We start from the raw sequence: 18,242 nt of genomic DNA, 5'->3' as shown, positions 1-18,242 counted from the left end.
CCACGCTTCGCCTCATGCCAGCCACAGCACTGCGAGCCCGACGAGCAGGCCGCCGAACATGAACGGCCACGTCAGCATTGCCATAGCGCGCCCGCCGATGAGAAGGATCAGGCCGGCCTTGACCAGACTATTGCTGAATGCGGCGAGAAAGATGCCGCGGACCGCGACAAGCTCGCTCAAATCGGTGCGCGCGCTGTTGGACAGCGACAGGGTGATGGCATCCACATCGGTCAGGCCGGACAGCAGCGAGACCAGGTAGATGCCGGTATCGCCCAGCAGCCGCCGTGCGCCCTCTACAAGAAACAGAATGATCACCAACAAGCCGGCGAAGCGCAGTGCCGGGCCCAACTCGAAAGGATTCTTCAGTGGGGGCTCGGCCGCGTTCTCCGGCTGTTGCGCCGCGCGCAGGTAGTAGAAAAGGGCTCCAGCGGCATAGATCAAACCGGTCGTCAGCATGGGGGCGAGCAGCGACGGCAGCAGCTCGCGGTTGATCAGTCCGACCTCCAGCAACACCCGCGGAAACATCAGCGCTGAGGTCGCCAGCAGGCCGGCGGCCAAGGCGGGACGCAGCTTTTCGGCGTCCAGGCGGGCAAGGGTGATGGTCATCGCTGTCGAAGAAACGATGCCGCCGAGCAGCGCGGTGACCAGCAGCCCGTGGCGGGTCCCCAACAGACGGATGGAGACATAGGCGGCGAAGCCTATGCCGGCGATCAGTACCACCATCCACCAAGTGGTATAGGGGTTGAAGGCTTGCCAAGGGCCGTAGCCCTCGTTGGGCAGTGCCGGCAGCAAAACCACCGAGATGAATAGCAGCTTCAGTGCGCCGCTCAATTCGGCTTCGTTGAGACTGCGCAACGCACCATGCAGGCGGGCTTTCAGGCTCAACAGCAGCGCCACGACGACGGCAAGGGACGCGGCCAGCAAGCGGCTTTCGACGACAGCCAGACTGCCAAGCAGGAACGTCAGCAGCAACGCGACTTCGGTGGTCATGCCGTAATCGGCGTTGGAACGGGATCCGACCAGATATCCGGTGATGGTCAGCAGGGCCAGCGCGGCGAACACGGCGACCCAGACGATTGCGCCGAAATGGCTTGCGCTCAGTGCCGCGAGCCCACCGAACAGCCCGCTGAGGCCGAAGGTGCGGATGCCAGCCAGTTCCACCATGTCCGCGTCATTGCCGCGACCGCTCCAGCTGCGCTCGGTACCGATCAGCAGGCCAGCGCCCAAAGCGGTCGCCAGGTTTAACAGCAATTCGATGGCCATGAGGGCAATACGCCAGCAGCTTCGGACCACTTCAGTTTAGCTGTCGCACCGCAGCGCAGACTTGCTCTGGCGCAAGCCTGCTTCAATGCAGCGGTACGTGGCGGCTCATCAGCGCACGCAAGGCCGCCGGCTTGACCGGTTTGGCCAGAAAATCCAGCCCCGTCGCGTGGATGGCGGCAATCAGCTCGGGCCGCCCGTCGGCGCTGATCACCACACCTGGCACCGGTTCACCGAGACGCGTGCGCAGCCAGGCCATCAGCTGCGAACCGGTTTCGCCATGGTCCAGGTGGTAGTCGACCAGCACCAGCTGCGGCCGCACGTCTTCGTTCAGCAGCGCCTCGCATTCGGCCCGGTTGCTGGCGGTCCAGACCTGGCAGCCCCAGCGCGACAGCAGACTGTGCATGCCGACCAGAATGCTGTCTTCGTTGTCGATGCACAGCACCTGGACGCCGGTTAGCGCGGTCTGTTGCGCTTCGCCGTTGCCGTTGCCGCTGCCACTGGCGTTGATCGGTCGGACCGCCTGACTGGCGATAGGCACCGTCACGCTGAACACGCTGCCCTTTCCTGGCCAGGAGCGAACCGACAGCGGATGGTTGAGTACCTGGCAGAAGCCGTCGGCGATCGCGAGACCCAGTCCAAGGCCTTTCTCGGCTCGGGTCTGATGGCTGTCCAGGCGTTTGAACTCCTCGAAGATCACCTGCAACTTGTCTTCGGCAATACCGGGGCCCCGGTCCCAGACCTCAAGGCGCAAGAAGGCACCCTGACGGCGCGCGCCCAGAACCACGCGGCCTTTGGCGTAGCGGAAGGCGTTGGTCAGGAAATTCTGCAGCACACGGCGCAGCAGGCGGATGTCGCTGTCGACGCGCAGCCGGCTGCCATGCACCTTGAAGTCGACGCCCTGTTCAGCGGCCAGCATGGTGAACTCGGTGCGCAGCGTGTCGAACAGGGTCTCCAACGGGAAGGGGCTGCGATCGGGAGTGATACGCCCGTTCTCCAGACGTGAAATGTCCAGCAGATCGGAGATCAGGTCCTCGGCCGAGCGCAGCGAACTGTCCAGATGACGGACCAGATCCCGCGCCTCGCTCGGCAGGGCGTCATGCTGGTGCGACAAGGCGGCGGAGAACAGCCTGGCGGCGTTCAACGGTTGCATCAGATCATGACTGACCGCCGCCAGAAAGCGCGTCTTCGACTGGTTGGCAGCCTCTGCGGTGCTCTTGGCTGCGGTCAATGCCTTGTTCAGCTTCGACAATTCCTGGGTCCGTTCGCTGACGCGCTGCTCCAGGCCTTCGTTGGCGTCCTTGAGGGCGCGTTCGGCCTCGCGGAAGGCGGTGATGTCGCTGAAGCTCATGACGAAGCCGCCACCAGGCATTGGGTTGCCGATCAATTCGACCACGCGACCGTTGGGGAGCGTCCGTTCGGAGGTGTGTGCACGGCCCTGGCGCATCCAGTACAGCCGCTTGGCCACATGGGTGTCCGGATCACCAGGACCACAGAGGCCGCGCTCGGCGTTGTAGCGGATGATGTCGGCGATCGGTCGACCGATGTAGACCAACCCGTCCGGGTACTCGAACAGATCCAGATAGCGGTGGTTCCACGCCACCAGCTGCAGCGACTGATCGACCACGCTGATGCCCTGGGTGATGTTTTCGATCGCGCCCTGCAGCAATGCACGGTTGAACTGCAGCACTTCGGATGCTTCGCCGACGATGCGCACCACGTCGTCGACCTGCATGTCACGACCTTCCAGGGCGGCCTTGACCACCGCACGGGTCGAAGAGGCGCCCAGGACACCGGCGAGCAGGCGCTCGGTGTGGGCAATCCATTGGCCGTCGGCTTGCTGCTTAGGCGAATAATCATGCCCGTGACGCCGGGCGAAGCGCTGGAAGCTGAGCGCCGCGCGCTCGGCGCCGACGAAGCGCGAGGCCAGCGACAGCAGATCCTCGACCTGCACGGCGAGCAGCCGGCGGGCGTTGGGTGTGGCGTGTATCTCCTGGCCGATGAAACGACTGGCTTGCCAATGCTCGGCGACGCGGGTTTGCGACAGGATCGAGACCCAGAAGAACAGCGTCGCGTTACCCACCAACGACAGCGTTACACCGAGCGTCAGCGCGCTGGTGTTGAACGGCAGTTCGGTGGTGTACATCCACTGCAGGCCGGGGAACATCTCCAGCGGCCAGCCGAGCAGCGGCAGGATCAGCGTATAGACCCAGATCAGCGCGCCAGCGGCGAGGCCGGCAAACACACCACGCCGGTTGGCCTGCTTCCAGTACAGCGCGCCGACCATGGCCGGGGCCAACTGGGTCAGCGCGGCAAAGGCGATTTGGCCGATGGTCGCCAGGCTGGCGCTGGAGCCGAGCAGGCGGTAGCTCACATAAGCCAGCAGCAGGATGGCGACGATACTGATGCGGCGCACCGAGAGCATCCAGTGGCGGAACACCTCGAACGGTTGTTCGGCCTCCTTGCGGCGCAGCAGCCAGGGCAGCAGCATGTCGTTGGAGACCATGGTCGACAGGGCTACGCTGGCAACGATGACCATGCCAGTGGCCGCCGAGGCGCCGCCAATGAAGGCCAGCATCGCCAGGGCCGGATGGGCTTCGGCCAAGGGCAGGCTGATCACGAAAGAGTCGGGCGTGATACCGCTCGGCAGCAGCATCTGCCCGGCCAGTGCGATCGGGATGACGAATACGGCGGCCAGCACCAGATACAGCGGGAACACCCAGCGCGCCAGCCGGAAGTCGCGCGGCTCGATGTTCTCCACCACGGTCACGTGGAACTGCCGCGGCAGGCAGACAATAGCCATCAGCGCCACGGTGGTCTGCACCAGCATTGCGGGCCAGTTCACCGTTTCTTCCCAGTAGCCCTTCAGCTCCGTGGAAGCGTAGGCCTGGTTGAAAAGGTCGCCGAAGCCGTCATACAGGCCGAACGTGACGAAGACGCCCACCGCAATAAAGGCGAGCAGCTTGACCAGCGACTCGAAGGCAATCGCCAGAACCATGCCGCGGTGATGCTCGGTGACATCCAGGTTGCGCGTGCCGAACAGCACGGTGAACAACGCAAGCACGATGGAGACGATCAGGGCAGTGTCCCGCGTGCCGGAGCCGGCGACCGCCTCGCCGTGATTGCCGATCAGCAGGTTCACGCCCAGCACGATGCCCTTGAGCTGCAGCGCGATGTAGGGCAACACGCCCACCAGACAGATCAAAGTGATGATCACCGCCAGCAACTGTGATTTGCCATAGCGGGCGGCAATGAAGTCAGCAATCGAGGTGATGTTCTCCTGCTTGCTGATCATGATGGTCTTCTGAATCACCTGGGGTGCCAGCATCATCAGCAGAATCGGCCCGAGGTAGATCGGCAGGAAGGACCAGAGCTGCTCGGCGGCCTGGCCGACGGAGCCGAAGAAGGTCCAGCTGGTGCAATAGACCGCCAGCGACAGGCTGTAGACCCAGGCGCGCGCGCGCGGCGACATCGGCGCGCTGTTGCGATCGCCATAGAAGGCGATGGCAAACAGTACGGCCATATAAGCAAAGGCGACCAGCGCGATCAGCCCACCAGACAACGACATTAGAACTCCATGCGACAGATAAAATGCGGCTTCGGCTTTGGCCATTGCTGCGCAATGGCTGGGCGCGCCGGGCCAGGCAGCTCACATAAGCCGGTATCGACTCATCGTGCCGTTGACGCCGACCGGAGTCAGCCGATGCGGTGCGACCGGGATACCGCACGGATGGCTGTTCAGGCTCGGTGGGTTTCCGATAATCCGATAACCGGCGGCTGGCTGCCGCCTATTGATAGATGAATCTGCAAAGTTTCGCAGTAAAAGAGCTGTGCGTGTTACGGCTGCGACCATGGTCGCATGAGGTGGGTCGTCGCGGCCGGTATCGGTGAAAATGCCGTGCTAGACAACCGGCTGGCGGAGCTGAGCGTTCATGCCGAATGGCGGATTCGCTGCCGATCGTATGAACGGTTGAGGTCAGGCTCGCTCGGATCGGCCATTAGCAGCAGGCGGGACAGGCGCCGGGCCCTTCCCGCCTGTGCAACGATCACAACAGCGTCCGTGCCCCTATCAGGAGAATATTCGATGTTCACGCCGCGTCCGGTGACTTTGCACAGAGGCGCCTTGCGTCTGGAGCCACTTGCAGAAGCCGACATCCCGGCCTTGGTGGAGCTGGCCGAGCGCAACCGCGACGAGCTGATCTACCTCAGCGGGCCCCTGCGCCCGGACTGGTATCGCTTTGCGCTCAACGAGCAACGCGATGGTCGCGCGGTGGTTTTTACCTTGCGCATGGCTGATCGCATCGTCGGGACCACGCGCTTCGCCGATTTCAATCCCGCGCTACCGGCCGCTGAGCTCGGCTGGACCTGGTTGGACCAGGCCGAGCACGGCAGCGGCCTGAACAGCTCGATCAAGTATCTGTTGCTCAAGCACGCCTTTGAGGAATGGCAACTGGTGCGCCTGCAACTGAAGACAGCTGCCAGCAATCTGCGCTCGCAACGTGCCATCGAAAAACTCGGCGCCCAGCGCGAAGGACTGCTGCGCAATCATCGCCGCCTCGCGGACGGGCGGCTGGACGACACCGTCCTCTACAGCATCACCGACCGTGAGTGGCCGACGGTCAAAGACGCATTGGAGGCGCGAGCGAGCGCATGACTATCGGGCTGCACCGGGTGCGTGAGCGCGGCTCTGCGCGCAGCTGTAACGATTCGGGCGTCGGGGCGGTGCGGCTTCGACGAGCGCCGCCTCTGCACAGGCGGGCCCCGTCGCCGTCGGGGCCAACATAAGGTAATGTCTGTCGTTTTCACGGGCGGATCGTCCTCAGTCATCAGCTCGTCTTCATCTTCCCCTACGCTGCGACCGCAATGGCGGTGCGTAGCGTTTCATCGTTTGCGGTGCATAGCTAAGGAGCCCCGATGTCCCGCTTGCAGGAGTTCTTGCACGGTTGCCGCGATATCTTTCCACTGATCGTCGGTGCGATCCCGTTTGGCATCATCTTCGGCACGCTCTCGATCGGCGCCGGGCTGTCCACCTGGCAGACCATCGGCATGTCGGCGCTGGTGTTCGCCGGCTCCGCTCAATTCATTGCCGTCACTTTAATCACCGGCGGAGTTGGCGCCGCCGTGGTGTTGCTAACGACCTTCGTGGTCAACCTGCGCCACGCGCTCTACAGCGCGGCATTGCAACCGTTCGTGCGGCATCTTTCGAATCGCTGGCGGGTGCCGCTGGCCTTCTGGCTGACGGATGAGGCCTTCGCCGTCATCCAGCATCGCTATGCGCGCGATGACGCCTCGCCGTACAAACACTGGTTCTTCCTCGGGGCAGCATTGACCATGTACCTGAGCTGGCAGCTAGCGACACTGGCGGGCATCGCCTTCGGCCAGGCGGTACCGGACGTGGCCAGCTGGGGGCTGGATTTCGCCATGATCGCGACCTTCGTCGGCATCGCCGTGCCGATGATGCGCACCCGCCCGCAAGTGGCGTCGGCGCTGGTGGCCGGTGCCGTGGCATTGTTGACCTGGGGGTTGCCCTACAAGCTCGGCCTGATCGCCGCGGCGCTGGCTGGAATCGTCGTTGGCGTCTGGCTCGAACAGCGGGACGAGCGTCGGCGAGAGGAGGCGAACCCATGCAAACCTGGCTGCTGATTCTGGGCATGCTGGCGATCACCTTCGTGATTCGTTACAGCTTTTTTGCCTGGCCCGACTTGCGCTTTCCCCGGCTGGTGGAGCAGGGGTTGCATTACGTGCCGGTAGCCGTGCTGACCGCCATCGTGGTGCCGGGCATGCTGATGCCTGCCGGCGAATGGGCGCTGAACTGGAATAACGCCTATCTGCTCGCGGGCTTGCTGTCGATCGCGGTTGCGGCGCTCACGCGCAATCTGCTGGCAACCATTGCCGGCGGTTTGCTGTGCTTCTTCCTGTTGCGCTGGGGACTTGGGCAGTTGCCGTTGTGATCGGGCGCCCAGGTTGCCGTGCTGGCAGCGGCCTGATATTCCCTGGCGCCGTTCGCCATGCTCCAATCGATGACGTCTTTTCCACGGAACCGGATCGATGACCGCTCCACATTCGCAGTTCACCCTTTTCGGCAAGCGGCGTTTCCTGCCGTTCTTCCTGACTCAATTGTCGGGCGCCTTCAACGACAACCTGTTCAAGCAAGCGTTGATCCTGGCGATCCTTTACAAGATCGGCTCGAATGCCGATGCCAGTCTGCTGATCAATCTGTGCGCGCTGTTGTTCATCCTGCCGTTCTTTCTGTTCTCCGCGTTTGGCGGGCAGTTGGGCGAGAAATATCCCAAAGAGCGGCTGATCCGTGCGATCAAGGCCGGCGAGATCTTCATCATGCTTGCCGGTGGGGCGGGAATGTTGTTGGGCAACCTGCCACTGCTGCTGGCCGTGCTGTTCTGCATGGGCACCCAGTCGGCGCTGTTCGGTCCGGTCAAATATTCGGTACTGCCCAAGCTGCTCGAGGACCATGAGCTGGTCGGCGGCAACGCACTGGTGGAAATGGGCACCTTCCTGGCGATTCTCGCCGGGACCATCACTGCCGGAGTGATGATGGCCAGCGAGGGCTATGCCCAGCTGATTGCTGCCAGCGTGGTGCTGGTGGCCGTCGCCGGCTATGTCGCCAGCCGCGGAGTGCCCGCGACGGGCGCCTCGTTACCCTCCCTGCAGATGGACTGGAACCTGTTTCGCCAGACCGGTGCGATCTTGCGCATGGGGTTGGGGCAGCGCCTCTCGGTGTCGCGCTCGCTGATCGGTAACTCGTGGTTCTGGTTTCTCGGTGCGACCTACCTGACCCAGATTCCGGCTTATTCGAAAGATCTGCTGCATGGCGATGAAACCGTCGTCACGCTGATTCTGACCGTCTTTTCGGTGGGTATCGCCCTCGGCTCGCTGCTCTGCGAACGCCTCTCCGGGCACAAGGTGGAAATCGGGCTGGTGCCGTTCGGCTCCTTCGGCCTGACGCTGTTCGGCCTATTGTTGTGGTGGCATTCCGGTGGCTTCCCGCAGGGCGAGATGCCGCATGACTGGTTGGGATTGCTGGGGTTCGGTCAGGCCTGGTGGATCCTCGGGTCGGTGCTGGGGATTGGTGTGTTCGGTGGGTTCTACATCGTGCCGCTGTATGCCTTGATTCAGTCACGCACTGCCGAGCAGGAGCGGGCGCGGGTGGTTGCGGCGAACAATATTCTCAATGCGCTATTCATGGTCACGTCGGCCTTGGTGGCCATCCTGCTGCTGAGCGTCGCCGGGCTGTCGATTCCCCAGCTGTTCCTCGTCGTATCGCTGATGAACGTGGCCGTCGGCGCCTATATCTTCAGTATCGTGCCGGAATTCAGCATGCGCTTTCTGGTATGGCTGCTCGGTCACTCGATGTACCGGGTGCGTCAGCAGGGGCTCGACGCGATTCCCGAGGAAGGCCCGGCGGTGCTGGTCTGTAACCATGTGTCCTTCGTCGATGCACTGCTGATCGCCGGAGCCGTACGTCGGCCCGTGCGTTTCGTCATGTACTACCAGATCTTCCGTATCCCGGTGCTGAATTTCATCTTCCGTACCGCGGGTGCGGTGCCTATCGCGGCTCGGCACGAGGATGAAACCATCTACACCGAGGCCTTCGAGCGCATCAGCCAATACCTGCGCAATGGCGAACTGGTTTGCATCTTTCCGGAAGGCAAGCTCACCAGCGATGGCGAGATCAACGAGTTCAAGGCTGGGGTCGAGCGCATTCTCGAGGCGAATCCGGTGCCGGTGGTGCCCATGGCACTGCGCGGATTATGGGGAAGTTTTTTCAGTCGCGATCCGAACAAAGGCTTCTTCCGCCGGATCTGGTCGCGAATCGACCTGATCGCCAGCGCGCCTGTCGCTGCGAGCGAGGCCACTCGCCAGCAGCTACAGGCGCAGGTCAGTCTGCTGCGTGGCGATCGGCGCTGAATGCTGGTCGCCACGCTGCTTTTACTTGATCTCGATGCGCTCGAGTAGATAGGCCTTGGCCTGCGAATCGCCGATTCGCGCGGCCTCGTCGGCCAGTCGCAGCGCACGCTCGAGGTCCTTGCTGGCCAGCGCCGCATCGATTCCCTGGCGATAGTAGGCTTGAGTTTCCGGCAGCACCGCGGGGGCGGGTACGGAAGGCAGATCGTTACCCATTTCGCGACCGGTGCTATACGCGGGTACGTAGGTGTTGGCCTGCTGCCCCGCGGCCTTGTCTTCGATCAGCACCATCTTGATCACACCGGTGGGTGAATGCTGCGCAACCGGGTCGGGCAGACTCGGCGGCTCGTTGCCCAGCGCCTTGGCATAGGCCTTGGCGGGGTGCTCCAGGGTGGTCTGGCCCGAGAGTTGGTCTTCGCTGGTGTAAAGCACCAGGTAATACTCGTTGCCGGGGTTATCCAGGTAAGTGCGATCGACACGCAGGCGCGCATCCAGGCTGTCGCCCTTCAGGCCGGCGGCGGGAGCATAGATGAAGTCGTCTGCGTCGAGGATGCGCGTGGGGCGCAAGCGGCTGTCGAGCAGCATGGCGCGGGGGGCCAGCACGGTCTTGCCGGCCTGGCTGTAGAGGCGAATCTCGAAAGACTTGCTGTCCTTGGGTAGGGCGAAGGCCCGGAAGAAGCTCTTGCCGCTGTCGAAGCGGTAGGCCGGGGCAGTGGCATCCAGCGTCACGTCACCGCTGAAGGTCACGGGAATCGGCTGGAACGGAAAGTCAGCGATCGCGTCGCAGCAGATCGATGCATCTGCCAATGCCTGACGCGCGCTGGTTACCGATTGCTCCAGCGGCGCGGGCGTATGCGCCAGGGCATCGACCCGACGCAGGGGATCACTGCCGCAGCCGGCGGTCAGCAGCACGGCGAGGCCAAGCAGGGGAAGTCTCAGATTGCTCATAAGGGCAACTCCAGTCGCCAATCGAAAAAGACCCCGACCAGCCACGGTCGGGGTAAAAACACCGCCGGAACGGTGGGAGCGGAAGTCGAGCAGTGCAGTCGACGGGCGCAGCGGAGGATTACCGCGCCACGCCGGTCTCAGGCGCTACCACCAGGCCTCGGCCTGCACGCCGAAGGTCAGGCCGTCGTCGTCGCCGGCGTCGATGGATTCGCTGGCAGCCTGGTAGCGGCCACCGTCCCACTGGGCGTAGGTGGCGAATACGCGAATCTGTGGGCGTGCCCAGAAGCTGCGACCGGCTGACCACTGCTGAGCAAGGGTGAGCTTCTTCAGATCGCGGCTGCGCTCGCCGTCGGCCTGCGGGTCGACGCGGTCGTAGCCGAACTCCAGCGCGGTGCTCATGGTGTCGGTCCACTTGTAGACCGGGCGCACGCCGAAGGAGAGCCATTTCTGGCCGGAATCGTTGTCGAAATCGCGATCTTCATAGATCTGCACGTACATCATCTCGATGTTGTCGGTGATGCCGACGACGCCCTGGTTGACCAGGCGGAGCATGTCCCCATCGCTGTTGCCGGTGCTGTTGCGACCGCTGCTGCCAATGATCCCGTCGGTGCCGTATTGCAGCGCCAGCTTGTTGTAGCCGCCGAACCAGTTGGCCTGGGTGTGTTCGAGGGTGACCAGGTGACCTTTCTGATCGGTGTAGCCCGGGTCGCTTTCCTGCTCGTCGGTGAGGTTGGCCTTCCCGTAGTCGTAGCCGATCTCGAGCTTTCCGTTGGGGTTGACGTCGATCTCGGCCAGACGGAAGTCGAGGGTATCGTTGGCGATGTTGGTCCCGGTACCCGAACCCTGGTAGGTCCAATCACCGTCGGTGTTGCGGATCCAGGCGATGCTGGCCTTGGCGAAGCCCAGGTCGATATCCTCGATGCCGGCGCCCGGACCGGATACGTCCCAGTAGTAGTAATCGTTGATGTGCACGTCGTGGCGCTTGTAGTAGCGCTTTCCCGCCCAGATGTCGGCGCCCGGTAGGCTCGCGATCAGGTTGTGGCCGACCACGTTGAACTGACGGATCGCGACGTCCCCGCCTTCATCGAAGGGGTTGTTGGCATCGCCATTGGTGTCGGTGCGGGTCGCTTCCCAGTCGTTAGCCTGGCGTGAGTTGTAGGCGATCATGCTGTCGACATAGAAGCTCTGTTCGCCTTCCTTCCAGACCTCCTGACCCAGGCCGATTTCGGCATAGGTTTCGCACTCGTTGCCGAGGCGATATTTGGCCGGTGCGCCCGCAGCCTGAAAGCAGGCCTGATCGCCGCCACCGGCGGTGGCGCCGACGCCGGAGCGCATATAGCCATGAAAATCCACCGCATGGCTCGGCATGGCCGCCATCAGGGCCGCGCAGAGCAGGGTGGGTTGCAGAAGACGTACGGATTGTTGCCGGTTCATCGCGAAAGTCCTTTGTTCTTTTTGTTGGTCTGGTACCGCCGGCGAAGGACTGCCAGCCGCAGCGCCAACATCGCCCCGGTCGTTTGCCGGATCGGGCTGGCGGTGAACGAAAGCCTGCGGATCGCCGACGTTCGCAGCATCCTCCCGACCGTTTTTTTTCGAGGCGGAGCGGCAGGGCGTAGCGGGGGAGGAGGGAGATGGGCATGCATCGCCGGGCGCACTACGCCTGGCCACTAAGCCCGGGAAAAAACCGGCAGGGAGGTATGGCAGGGCCGTCTGGGGCGGCAGTCTGGCCCGGTAGGTGGTGTCCGCAGCGCCATCTGCGCCCTGTCATCCGGGGAGCTCATTCCCGCAGTCGGGTGCTCACAACAATTACAAAAGTGGAGCCACTTCGATGAAACACGTTCTGTCTTCCGCCCGCCTTACCCTGGCGGTTTCTTCCCTGCTGCTGACCCTGGGCAGCCCTCAGGCGGCCGATATCGCGGGCAAGAGCCCGGCAGGGGTCCGTTACCACGGAGGCGATGAAATCATCCTCCAGGGTTTCCACTGGAATGTCGTCCGCGAATCGCCCAACAATTGGTACAACACCCTGCGCAGCATGGCGCCGACGATCGCTGCCGACGGCTTCAGCTCGATCTGGATGCCGGTGCCCTGGCGTGATTTTTCCAGCTGGAGCGACGGCGCCTCTTTCGGCGGTGGCGAAGGTTACTTCTGGCATGATTTCAACAAGAACGGCCGTTATGGCAGCGACGCCCAGCTCAAGCAGGCCGCCGCCGCACTCAATACCGCTCAGGTGAAAGTGTTGTATGACGTGGTGCCCAACCACATGAACCGGGGCTACCCGGACAAGGAAATCAATCTGCCGGCCGGCCAGGGCTTCTGGCGCAACGACTGCGCCGACCCGGGCAACTACCCCAACGATTGCGACGATGGCGATCGCTTCATTGGCGGCGATGCCGATCTAAACACCGCCAATCCGCAGGTCTACGGGATGTTTCGCGACGAGTTCGCCAACCTGCGCAGCCACTACGGTGCCGGCGGCTTTCGTTTCGATTTCGTCCGCGGTTACGCCGGTGAACGGGTTGATAGCTGGATGGGTGCCGCCCACGACAACGCCTTCTGCGTCGGTGAGTTGTGGAAGGCGCCGGCCGAGTATCCGAGTTGGGATTGGCGCAACACGGCCAGCTGGCAGCAGGTGATCAAGGACTGGTCCGATCGGGCCAAGTGTCCGGTGTTCGATTTCGCCCTCAAGGAACGCATGCAGAACGGCTCGATCGCCGATTGGAAGAACGGCTTGAATGGCAACCCGGACCCGCGCTGGCGCGAGGTGGCGGTCACCTTCGTCGACAACCACGACACCGGCTATTCGCCTGGGCAGAACGGTGGGCAACACCACTGGGCACTGCGCGATAACCTGGTGCGGCAAGCCTACGCCTATATTCTTTCCAGCCCCGGCACGCCAGTGGTGTATTGGTCACATATGTACGACTGGGGCTACGGCGATCTGATTCGTCAGTTGATTCAGATCCGCCGCTCCGCAGGTGTGCGGGCTGATTCGGCGATCGAGTTCCACAATGGTTATTCCGGCCTGGTGGCGACTGTTCACGGGACCGCGCAAACGCTGGTGATCGCGCTCGGATCTAACCTGGACAACCCCGCTCAGGTCAGCGCTGGTAGCTTCAACCAGGCGCTGAATCAGGACGACGGTCAGCTGCGTATCTGGACCACTGGCAATACCGGCGGCGACGATGGCGACACTGGAGGTGGCGAGGACGGCAACCTGGTCAGCGTCAATTTTCGCTGTGACAACGGTATCACCCAACCTGGCGACAGCGTGTATGCCGTCGGCAGCCTGACTCAGCTTGGTAGCTGGGCCCCGGCCAACGCGGTGCGACTGACCGATGTCAGCGATTATCCGACCTGGAAGGGCAGCATCGCTCTACCGGCCCAGCAGGCACTGGAATGGAAGTGCATCGTGCGCAGCGAAACCAATGCGACCGAGGTGAAGCGCTGGCAGCCGGGCAGCAACAACACGACCACGACCGCGGCGGGGGGCATCACTAGCGGCAGCTTCTGATCGGCAGGCCGTTGAGAAACCACCTGCGTCGCCGACGCTGCGTTGAAAACAAGCTCGGCTGCCTTGTCTAGATTTTCAACGGCCTGTTAGCTCACGCGTCAGGTTGCAGCCGACGGCCGGTTTTGCCCTGGCACTCGGCCGGGCTTTGTGGACAATGGCCTTCGGTAGTTTCCGTCGCGAACCAAAGGCCGATCACAGTGAACCTCGACAGCCGCATCAAGTTTCGTCATCTGTTGTGCTTCATCGAGGTATCCCGACAAGGCAGCCTGGCGCGTGCGGCCGAGGTCATGTCGGTCAGCCAGCCGGCAATCTCCAAGACGCTAAAAGAATTGGAAGAGCTGCTCGAGGCGAGCCTGTTCGACCGCAGCAAGCAGGGCGTGACCCTTACAGCGGCCGGGCAGGCTTTTTTGCGCTACGCGGGTCCGAGCGTGCAGGCGTTGCGCGAGGGCGTGCGCAGCCTGCGTGCCGGTGAGCATGAGGCCGGTGCGGTACGTCTGGGCGCGTTATCGACCGTGGAAAGCTCGCTGCTGCCGGACGTGGTGCGGCGCCTTCACGATCAGCACGCGGCGCTGGTGGTGAGCGTGATCACCGGCCCCAGCGCGTATCTGCTAGGCCAGCTGCGCGGCGGTGAGCTGGATCTGGTGGTCGGGCGCATGACCGATGCCCCGCAAATCGAGGGACTCAGCTTCGAGCATCTCTATAGCGAATCCATGACCCTGGTGGTTCGCCCGGGGCACGCGTTGCTCGACGGTGATCGCAGTCGTCTGGGCGAGTTTCCGGTGGTCCTGCCGCAGAGCGGCACCACCATTCGACGACATGCCGATGGCCTGTTCATCCAGCTCGGCATCAGCCCGCCGCCGCGGCGGCTCGAAACGCTATCCGTATCACTCAGCAGGCATTACGTGCGGGTCAGCGACGCGGTTTGGGTGGCGCCGCTCGATGCGGTGCGCGAAGACCTGTCGACGGGGCAGCTTCAGGAGCTGGATCTCGGCCTGAAGGAGCCGGGGGGCTCGGTCGGCATCTGCACCAACCCGACCTTGCCGGCCAGCTTGGCGATGCAATGGTGCCGTGAGGCACTGAGGGAGGCCGCGGCGGGTTTGCGCGCCCATCCATAACCGTACGGTTATGGATGAGGGCCAGCTTTTCAGTGTTCGGCTGCGGCAGCCTGCCGCACACTGAGGCTTGCCTGCTCGAAACGCCTTCCAATTCCAAGAAAAGGAGATAGCCATGTCCGATCTGGACACCAGCCTGTTCGTCGCGCGAGACCGCAACTGGCATCCCAAGGCGCTGACGCCCGACTACAAGACGTCGGTGGCGCGCTCCCCGCAACAGGCGCTGATCACCCTGGCTCCTTCGATTTCCGAGACCACCGGACCGGATTTCTCGCACCTGAAATTCGGCAAACACGACAACGACCTGCTGCTCAACTTCGATAACGGCGGGCTGCCGATCGGCGAGCGCATCATTGTCTCCGGGCGGATCATGGACCAATACGGCAAACCGATTCCGCACACCCTGGTGGAAATGTGGCAGGCCAACGCCGGTGGCCGCTACCGCCATAAGAACGACCGTTACATCGCCCCGCTGGATCCCAACTTCGGCGGCGTTGGTCGTGCGCTGAGCGACAGCGAAGGCAACTACGTCTTCCGCACCATCAAGCCGGGCCCTTATCCATGGCGCAATGGCCCGAACGAATGGCGCCCGGCGCATATCCATGTCTCCATCAGCGGCCCGTCGATCTCCACCCGGCTGATCACGCAGCTGTATTTCGAAGGCGACCCGCTGATTCCGCTGTGCCCGATCGTCAAGACCATCGGTGATCCGGAGGCAGTGCAGAGCCTGATCGCCAAGCTCGACATGGGCATGGCCAATCCGATGGACTGCCTGGCCTACCGCTTCGATATCGTGCTGCGTGGCCAGCGCAAAACCCATTTCGAAAACCGCTGAGAAGGAGACGATCATGCCCGTAGCACTTTTACCGGAAACCCCTTCCCAGACGGCCGGCCCCTACGTTCATATCGGGCTGGCGTTGGCTGCCGCCGGCAACCCGGTTCGCGAGCTGGAAATCTGGAACGAGATGGCTAAGCCGGACGCCTCCGGTGAGCACATTCTGCTGATCGGGCAGGTGTTCGACGGCATGGGCCAGCTGGTACGTGACTCGTTTCTGGAGTTCTGGCAGGCCGATCACGCTGGCGTGTATCACACTTGCTTCGACCCGGCGCAGCCGTTCAACAGCTTTGGCCGCACGGCCACGATGTTCGAGGACGGCGAGTGGTCGGTGCAAACGGTGAAACCCGGCCCGGTGATGAATCGAGACGGTGTGATGATGGCACCGCATGTGAACCTGTCCGTGTTCGCCCGTGGCATCAACATCCATTTGCACACGCGCATTTACTTCGACGACGAAGCCGAGGCCAATGCGCAGGACCCGGTGCTCAATTCCATCGAATGGGTCCAGCGGCGCGAAACGCTGGTCGCGCGGCGCTGCGAAGTCGATGGGAAGCTGGCCTACCGCTTCGACGTCCGTCTGCAGGTCGAGGGGGAAACCGTTTTCTTTGACTTCTGATTCGCTGCCCGTTCTCGGCGAGCCGCCTGCGCAGCCTGTTGCGGCGCAGGTTCGCCAAGGCTTTCAGGCGTCGCTTGCGACGCGCGGCTACCGCCCCGATGCGGCCCAGCAAGCGGCCATCGAGCGTCTCGCTCGCTGGCTGGATGCCTGGCTGGGCGGTCGTGGCTGGCTGCGCGCCCCAAAAGCCGGCGTCTATCTGTGGGGCGGAGTCGGCCGCGGCAAGAGTTTCGTCATGGATGCGTTCTTCGCTGCGGCACCGCTGGAGGCCAAGCGGCGGGTGCATTTCCATGCCTTTCTGCATGAAGTGCAATTGCGTCTGAAGCAGATCAGCGGCCAGCGCGATCCGCTGGAGATCGTTGCCCGAGAAATCGCCGAGCGCACGCGCTTGCTCTGTTTCGACGAATTTCACGTACACGACATCGGCGATGCGATGTTGCTGGGGCGCTTGCTCAAGCATCTGGTGGAGCAGGGGGTTGGGCTGGTCGCGACCTCCAATTACCCGCCTGGCGGCCTATGCCCGAACCCGCTCTATCGGGATCGCTTCAAACCCGCCATCGAATTGATCGAGCGGCGCTTCGATGTCTACAACCTGGAGGGCGGCGAAGATTATCGGCTGCGGGTCGAGAGCGATTATGTCTGGGGCGAATATGCGCCGATGCCGCATGGCGATCTGGCCGAATGGATTGCCACGCAGTTGCCGCTGTCCGTGGCAGCCGAGCGCGAGGTGATCGTCGAGGTCAATCACCGCCCGCTGCGCCTGCGTGCTCGCGAGGGGGCTCAGGCCTGGCTGGACTTCGACGAACTCTGCCGGCTGCCGCGTTCCTGTGCGGATTTCCTGCGGTTGACCCGTCAGTTCGAGCGGCTGGCCCTGACCGGCGTGACGGCGCTCGACGGCGAAGGCATCGACGTCCAGCAGCGCTTCCTCAATCTGATCGACATCCTGTATGACAGTGGCGTAGCGCTGTTGCTTGTCGCCGAGGCGAGCCCTGAGCACTTGCTCAGTGTCGGTGGGCATGTGGACTTCGCGCGTACTCGCAGCCGGTTGCGGCAGCTCAGATCCCTTGAGGGGGTTCTTTTCGACAGGATGAGCGACTGAATGCTCTCGATCCTTGGTATCACCGCGCCGATCTTCATCCTTATCGCGATCGGTTTTTTCTCCTGCCGCTCGGGCTTGGTCAGTCGCGACCAGACGGCTGGCATGGGGCGTTTCGTCATCACCTTCGCGCTGCCGGCGCTGGTGATCAAGGCGCTGTTGGCCCGGCCACTGGCCCAGGTGGTCGACTGGAATTACCTGATTGGCTACGGTCTTGGCTCGCTGTTGGTGTTTGGCCTGGGTTACGCCTTCGCCCGGTGGGTGCGCAAGGACAGCCTCAGCGCTAGCGCGCTGGTCGGCTTGGGCATGTCGGTATCCAACAGCGGCTTCGTCGGTTATCCCATCGTCGCCATGGCGATTGGTTCGCCGGCCGCCGTGGCGCTGGCGCTGGGGATGATGGTCGAGAATCTGCTGATGATTCCCCTGGCGCTCACCCTGGCCGAGCTGGGGCGGCAGAGCGCGAGCGGTCTGTGGCCCGCGTTGCGTGGCACGCTGGCAAGCCTGGTTCGCCATCCGATTCTGATAGCCATCACGCTGGCGCTGCTGCTGGCGGTGTTCGAGTTGCGTCCGCCCGCGGTGCTGATGCGGGTGATCGACATGCTGGCGCTGGCCTCCGCGCCCGTGGCGCTGTTCGTGATCGGTGCCAGTCTCTACGGTATGAAAGTCAGCGGCTTGGGAATGGACGTGGGGCAGATGGCGATTGGCAAGCTGATCGTCCATCCGCTGATTATCCTGCTGTGTTTCGCCGTGATCCCTGTGTCCGATCCGGTGCTGGCATCGGCCGGTGTGCTGATGGCTTCGGCGCCGATGATGAGCATCTACCCGATCCTCGGGGCGCGTTACGGATTGGAAGGGCGCTGTGCTGCGGCGCTGGTGGCGGCGACCATCGTTTCGTTCTTGAGCATCAGTTTTTTCGTGTGGGCGATGACCTGACGAGCGCA

General features: G+C 63.2%; 14 protein-coding genes. 10 read left to right on the top strand and 4 right to left on the bottom strand.

Annotation, left to right across the window (positions count from 1 at the left end):
- Window positions 1–12 precede the first annotated feature (12 nt).
- Both MCB86_RS03215 and MCB86_RS03210 read right to left on the bottom strand, forming a co-directional pair.
- Entirely contained in the window at window positions 13–1,263 is a 1,251-nt protein-coding gene (locus MCB86_RS03215) for an MgtC/SapB family protein (protein ID WP_045163688.1), read from the bottom strand.
- A gap of 82 nt (window positions 1,264–1,345) precedes the next feature.
- Window positions 1,346–4,828, bottom strand: a complete 3,483-nt coding sequence (locus tag MCB86_RS03210; RefSeq protein ID WP_239609742.1) for a PAS domain-containing hybrid sensor histidine kinase/response regulator — start codon at window positions 4,826–4,828, stop codon at window positions 1,346–1,348.
- A gap of 516 nt (window positions 4,829–5,344) precedes the next feature.
- Here MCB86_RS03210 and MCB86_RS03205 point away from each other — a divergent pair.
- The 4 genes from MCB86_RS03205 to MCB86_RS03190 all read left to right on the top strand — a co-directional run bounded on the left by MCB86_RS03205 (window position 5,345) and on the right by MCB86_RS03190 (window position 9,186).
- Window positions 5,345–5,914, top strand: a complete 570-nt coding sequence (locus MCB86_RS03205) for a GNAT family protein (protein WP_045163686.1) — start codon at window positions 5,345–5,347, stop codon at window positions 5,912–5,914.
- Between the two features lie 260 nt (window positions 5,915–6,174).
- Window positions 6,175–6,903, top strand: coding sequence for an AzlC family ABC transporter permease (locus tag MCB86_RS03200; protein WP_045163685.1), 729 nt, complete (start codon window positions 6,175–6,177; stop codon window positions 6,901–6,903).
- Window positions 6,885–7,211, top strand: a complete 327-nt coding sequence (locus MCB86_RS03195; RefSeq protein WP_045163684.1) for an AzlD domain-containing protein — start codon at window positions 6,885–6,887, stop codon at window positions 7,209–7,211. Before MCB86_RS03200 ends, MCB86_RS03195 begins: the two co-directional genes overlap by 19 nt.
- A gap of 97 nt (window positions 7,212–7,308) precedes the next feature.
- Window positions 7,309–9,186 (top strand): MFS transporter, encoded by a 1,878-nt coding sequence (locus MCB86_RS03190; protein ID WP_045163683.1) that lies wholly within the window; start codon window positions 7,309–7,311, stop codon window positions 9,184–9,186.
- Between the two features lie 21 nt (window positions 9,187–9,207).
- On the opposite strand, the gene MCB86_RS03185 is transcribed toward MCB86_RS03190, so the two are convergent.
- The gene (locus MCB86_RS03185) at window positions 9,208–10,131 is read right to left on the bottom strand and encodes a MalM family protein (protein WP_239609740.1); all 924 of its coding nucleotides are present in this window, start codon (window positions 10,129–10,131) and stop codon (window positions 9,208–9,210) included.
- A 144-nt stretch (window positions 10,132–10,275) separates the two neighbouring features.
- On the bottom strand, window positions 10,276–11,565 hold the full coding sequence (locus tag MCB86_RS03180) for a maltoporin (protein ID WP_045163681.1): 1,290 nt from the start codon (window positions 11,563–11,565) through the stop codon (window positions 10,276–10,278).
- 394 nt (window positions 11,566–11,959) lie between these two features.
- On the opposite strand from MCB86_RS03180, the gene MCB86_RS03175 reads away from it, so the two are divergent.
- The 6 genes from MCB86_RS03175 (at window position 11,960) to MCB86_RS03150 (ending at window position 18,234) form a co-directional block, all read left to right on the top strand.
- Window positions 11,960–13,642, top strand: a complete 1,683-nt coding sequence (locus tag MCB86_RS03175; protein ID WP_045163680.1) for a glucan 1,4-alpha-maltotetraohydrolase domain-containing protein — start codon at window positions 11,960–11,962, stop codon at window positions 13,640–13,642.
- Between the two features lie 197 nt (window positions 13,643–13,839).
- The gene (pcaQ, locus tag MCB86_RS03170) at window positions 13,840–14,757 is read left to right on the top strand and encodes a pca operon transcription factor PcaQ (protein WP_045163679.1); all 918 of its coding nucleotides are present in this window, start codon (window positions 13,840–13,842) and stop codon (window positions 14,755–14,757) included.
- 112 nt (window positions 14,758–14,869) lie between these two features.
- Window positions 14,870–15,589: a protocatechuate 3,4-dioxygenase subunit beta gene (gene pcaH, locus MCB86_RS03165; protein ID WP_045163678.1), complete on the top strand. Its 720-nt coding sequence runs from the start codon at window positions 14,870–14,872 to the stop codon at window positions 15,587–15,589.
- Between the two features lie 13 nt (window positions 15,590–15,602).
- A complete protein-coding gene (gene pcaG / locus MCB86_RS03160) occupies window positions 15,603–16,208 on the top strand; it encodes a protocatechuate 3,4-dioxygenase subunit alpha (RefSeq protein WP_239609738.1) in 606 nt (201 codons plus the stop codon).
- On the top strand, window positions 16,198–17,304 hold the full coding sequence (zapE, locus tag MCB86_RS03155; protein ID WP_239609736.1) for a cell division protein ZapE: 1,107 nt from the start codon (window positions 16,198–16,200) through the stop codon (window positions 17,302–17,304). Before pcaG ends, zapE begins: the two co-directional genes overlap by 11 nt.
- Window positions 17,305–18,234 (top strand): AEC family transporter, encoded by a 930-nt coding sequence (locus MCB86_RS03150; RefSeq protein WP_045163675.1) that lies wholly within the window; start codon window positions 17,305–17,307, stop codon window positions 18,232–18,234. It begins immediately after the preceding gene.
- The last annotated feature ends 8 nt before the right edge of the window (window positions 18,235–18,242 follow it).

This window comes from Pseudomonas sp. KSR10, from assembly GCF_022355455.1.
GTDB classification, from domain to species: domain Bacteria; phylum Pseudomonadota; class Gammaproteobacteria; order Pseudomonadales; family Pseudomonadaceae; genus Stutzerimonas; species Stutzerimonas stutzeri_E.
Note: the sequence above shows the minus strand (reverse complement) of the source record. Positions and strands in the feature narration are given on the sequence as shown.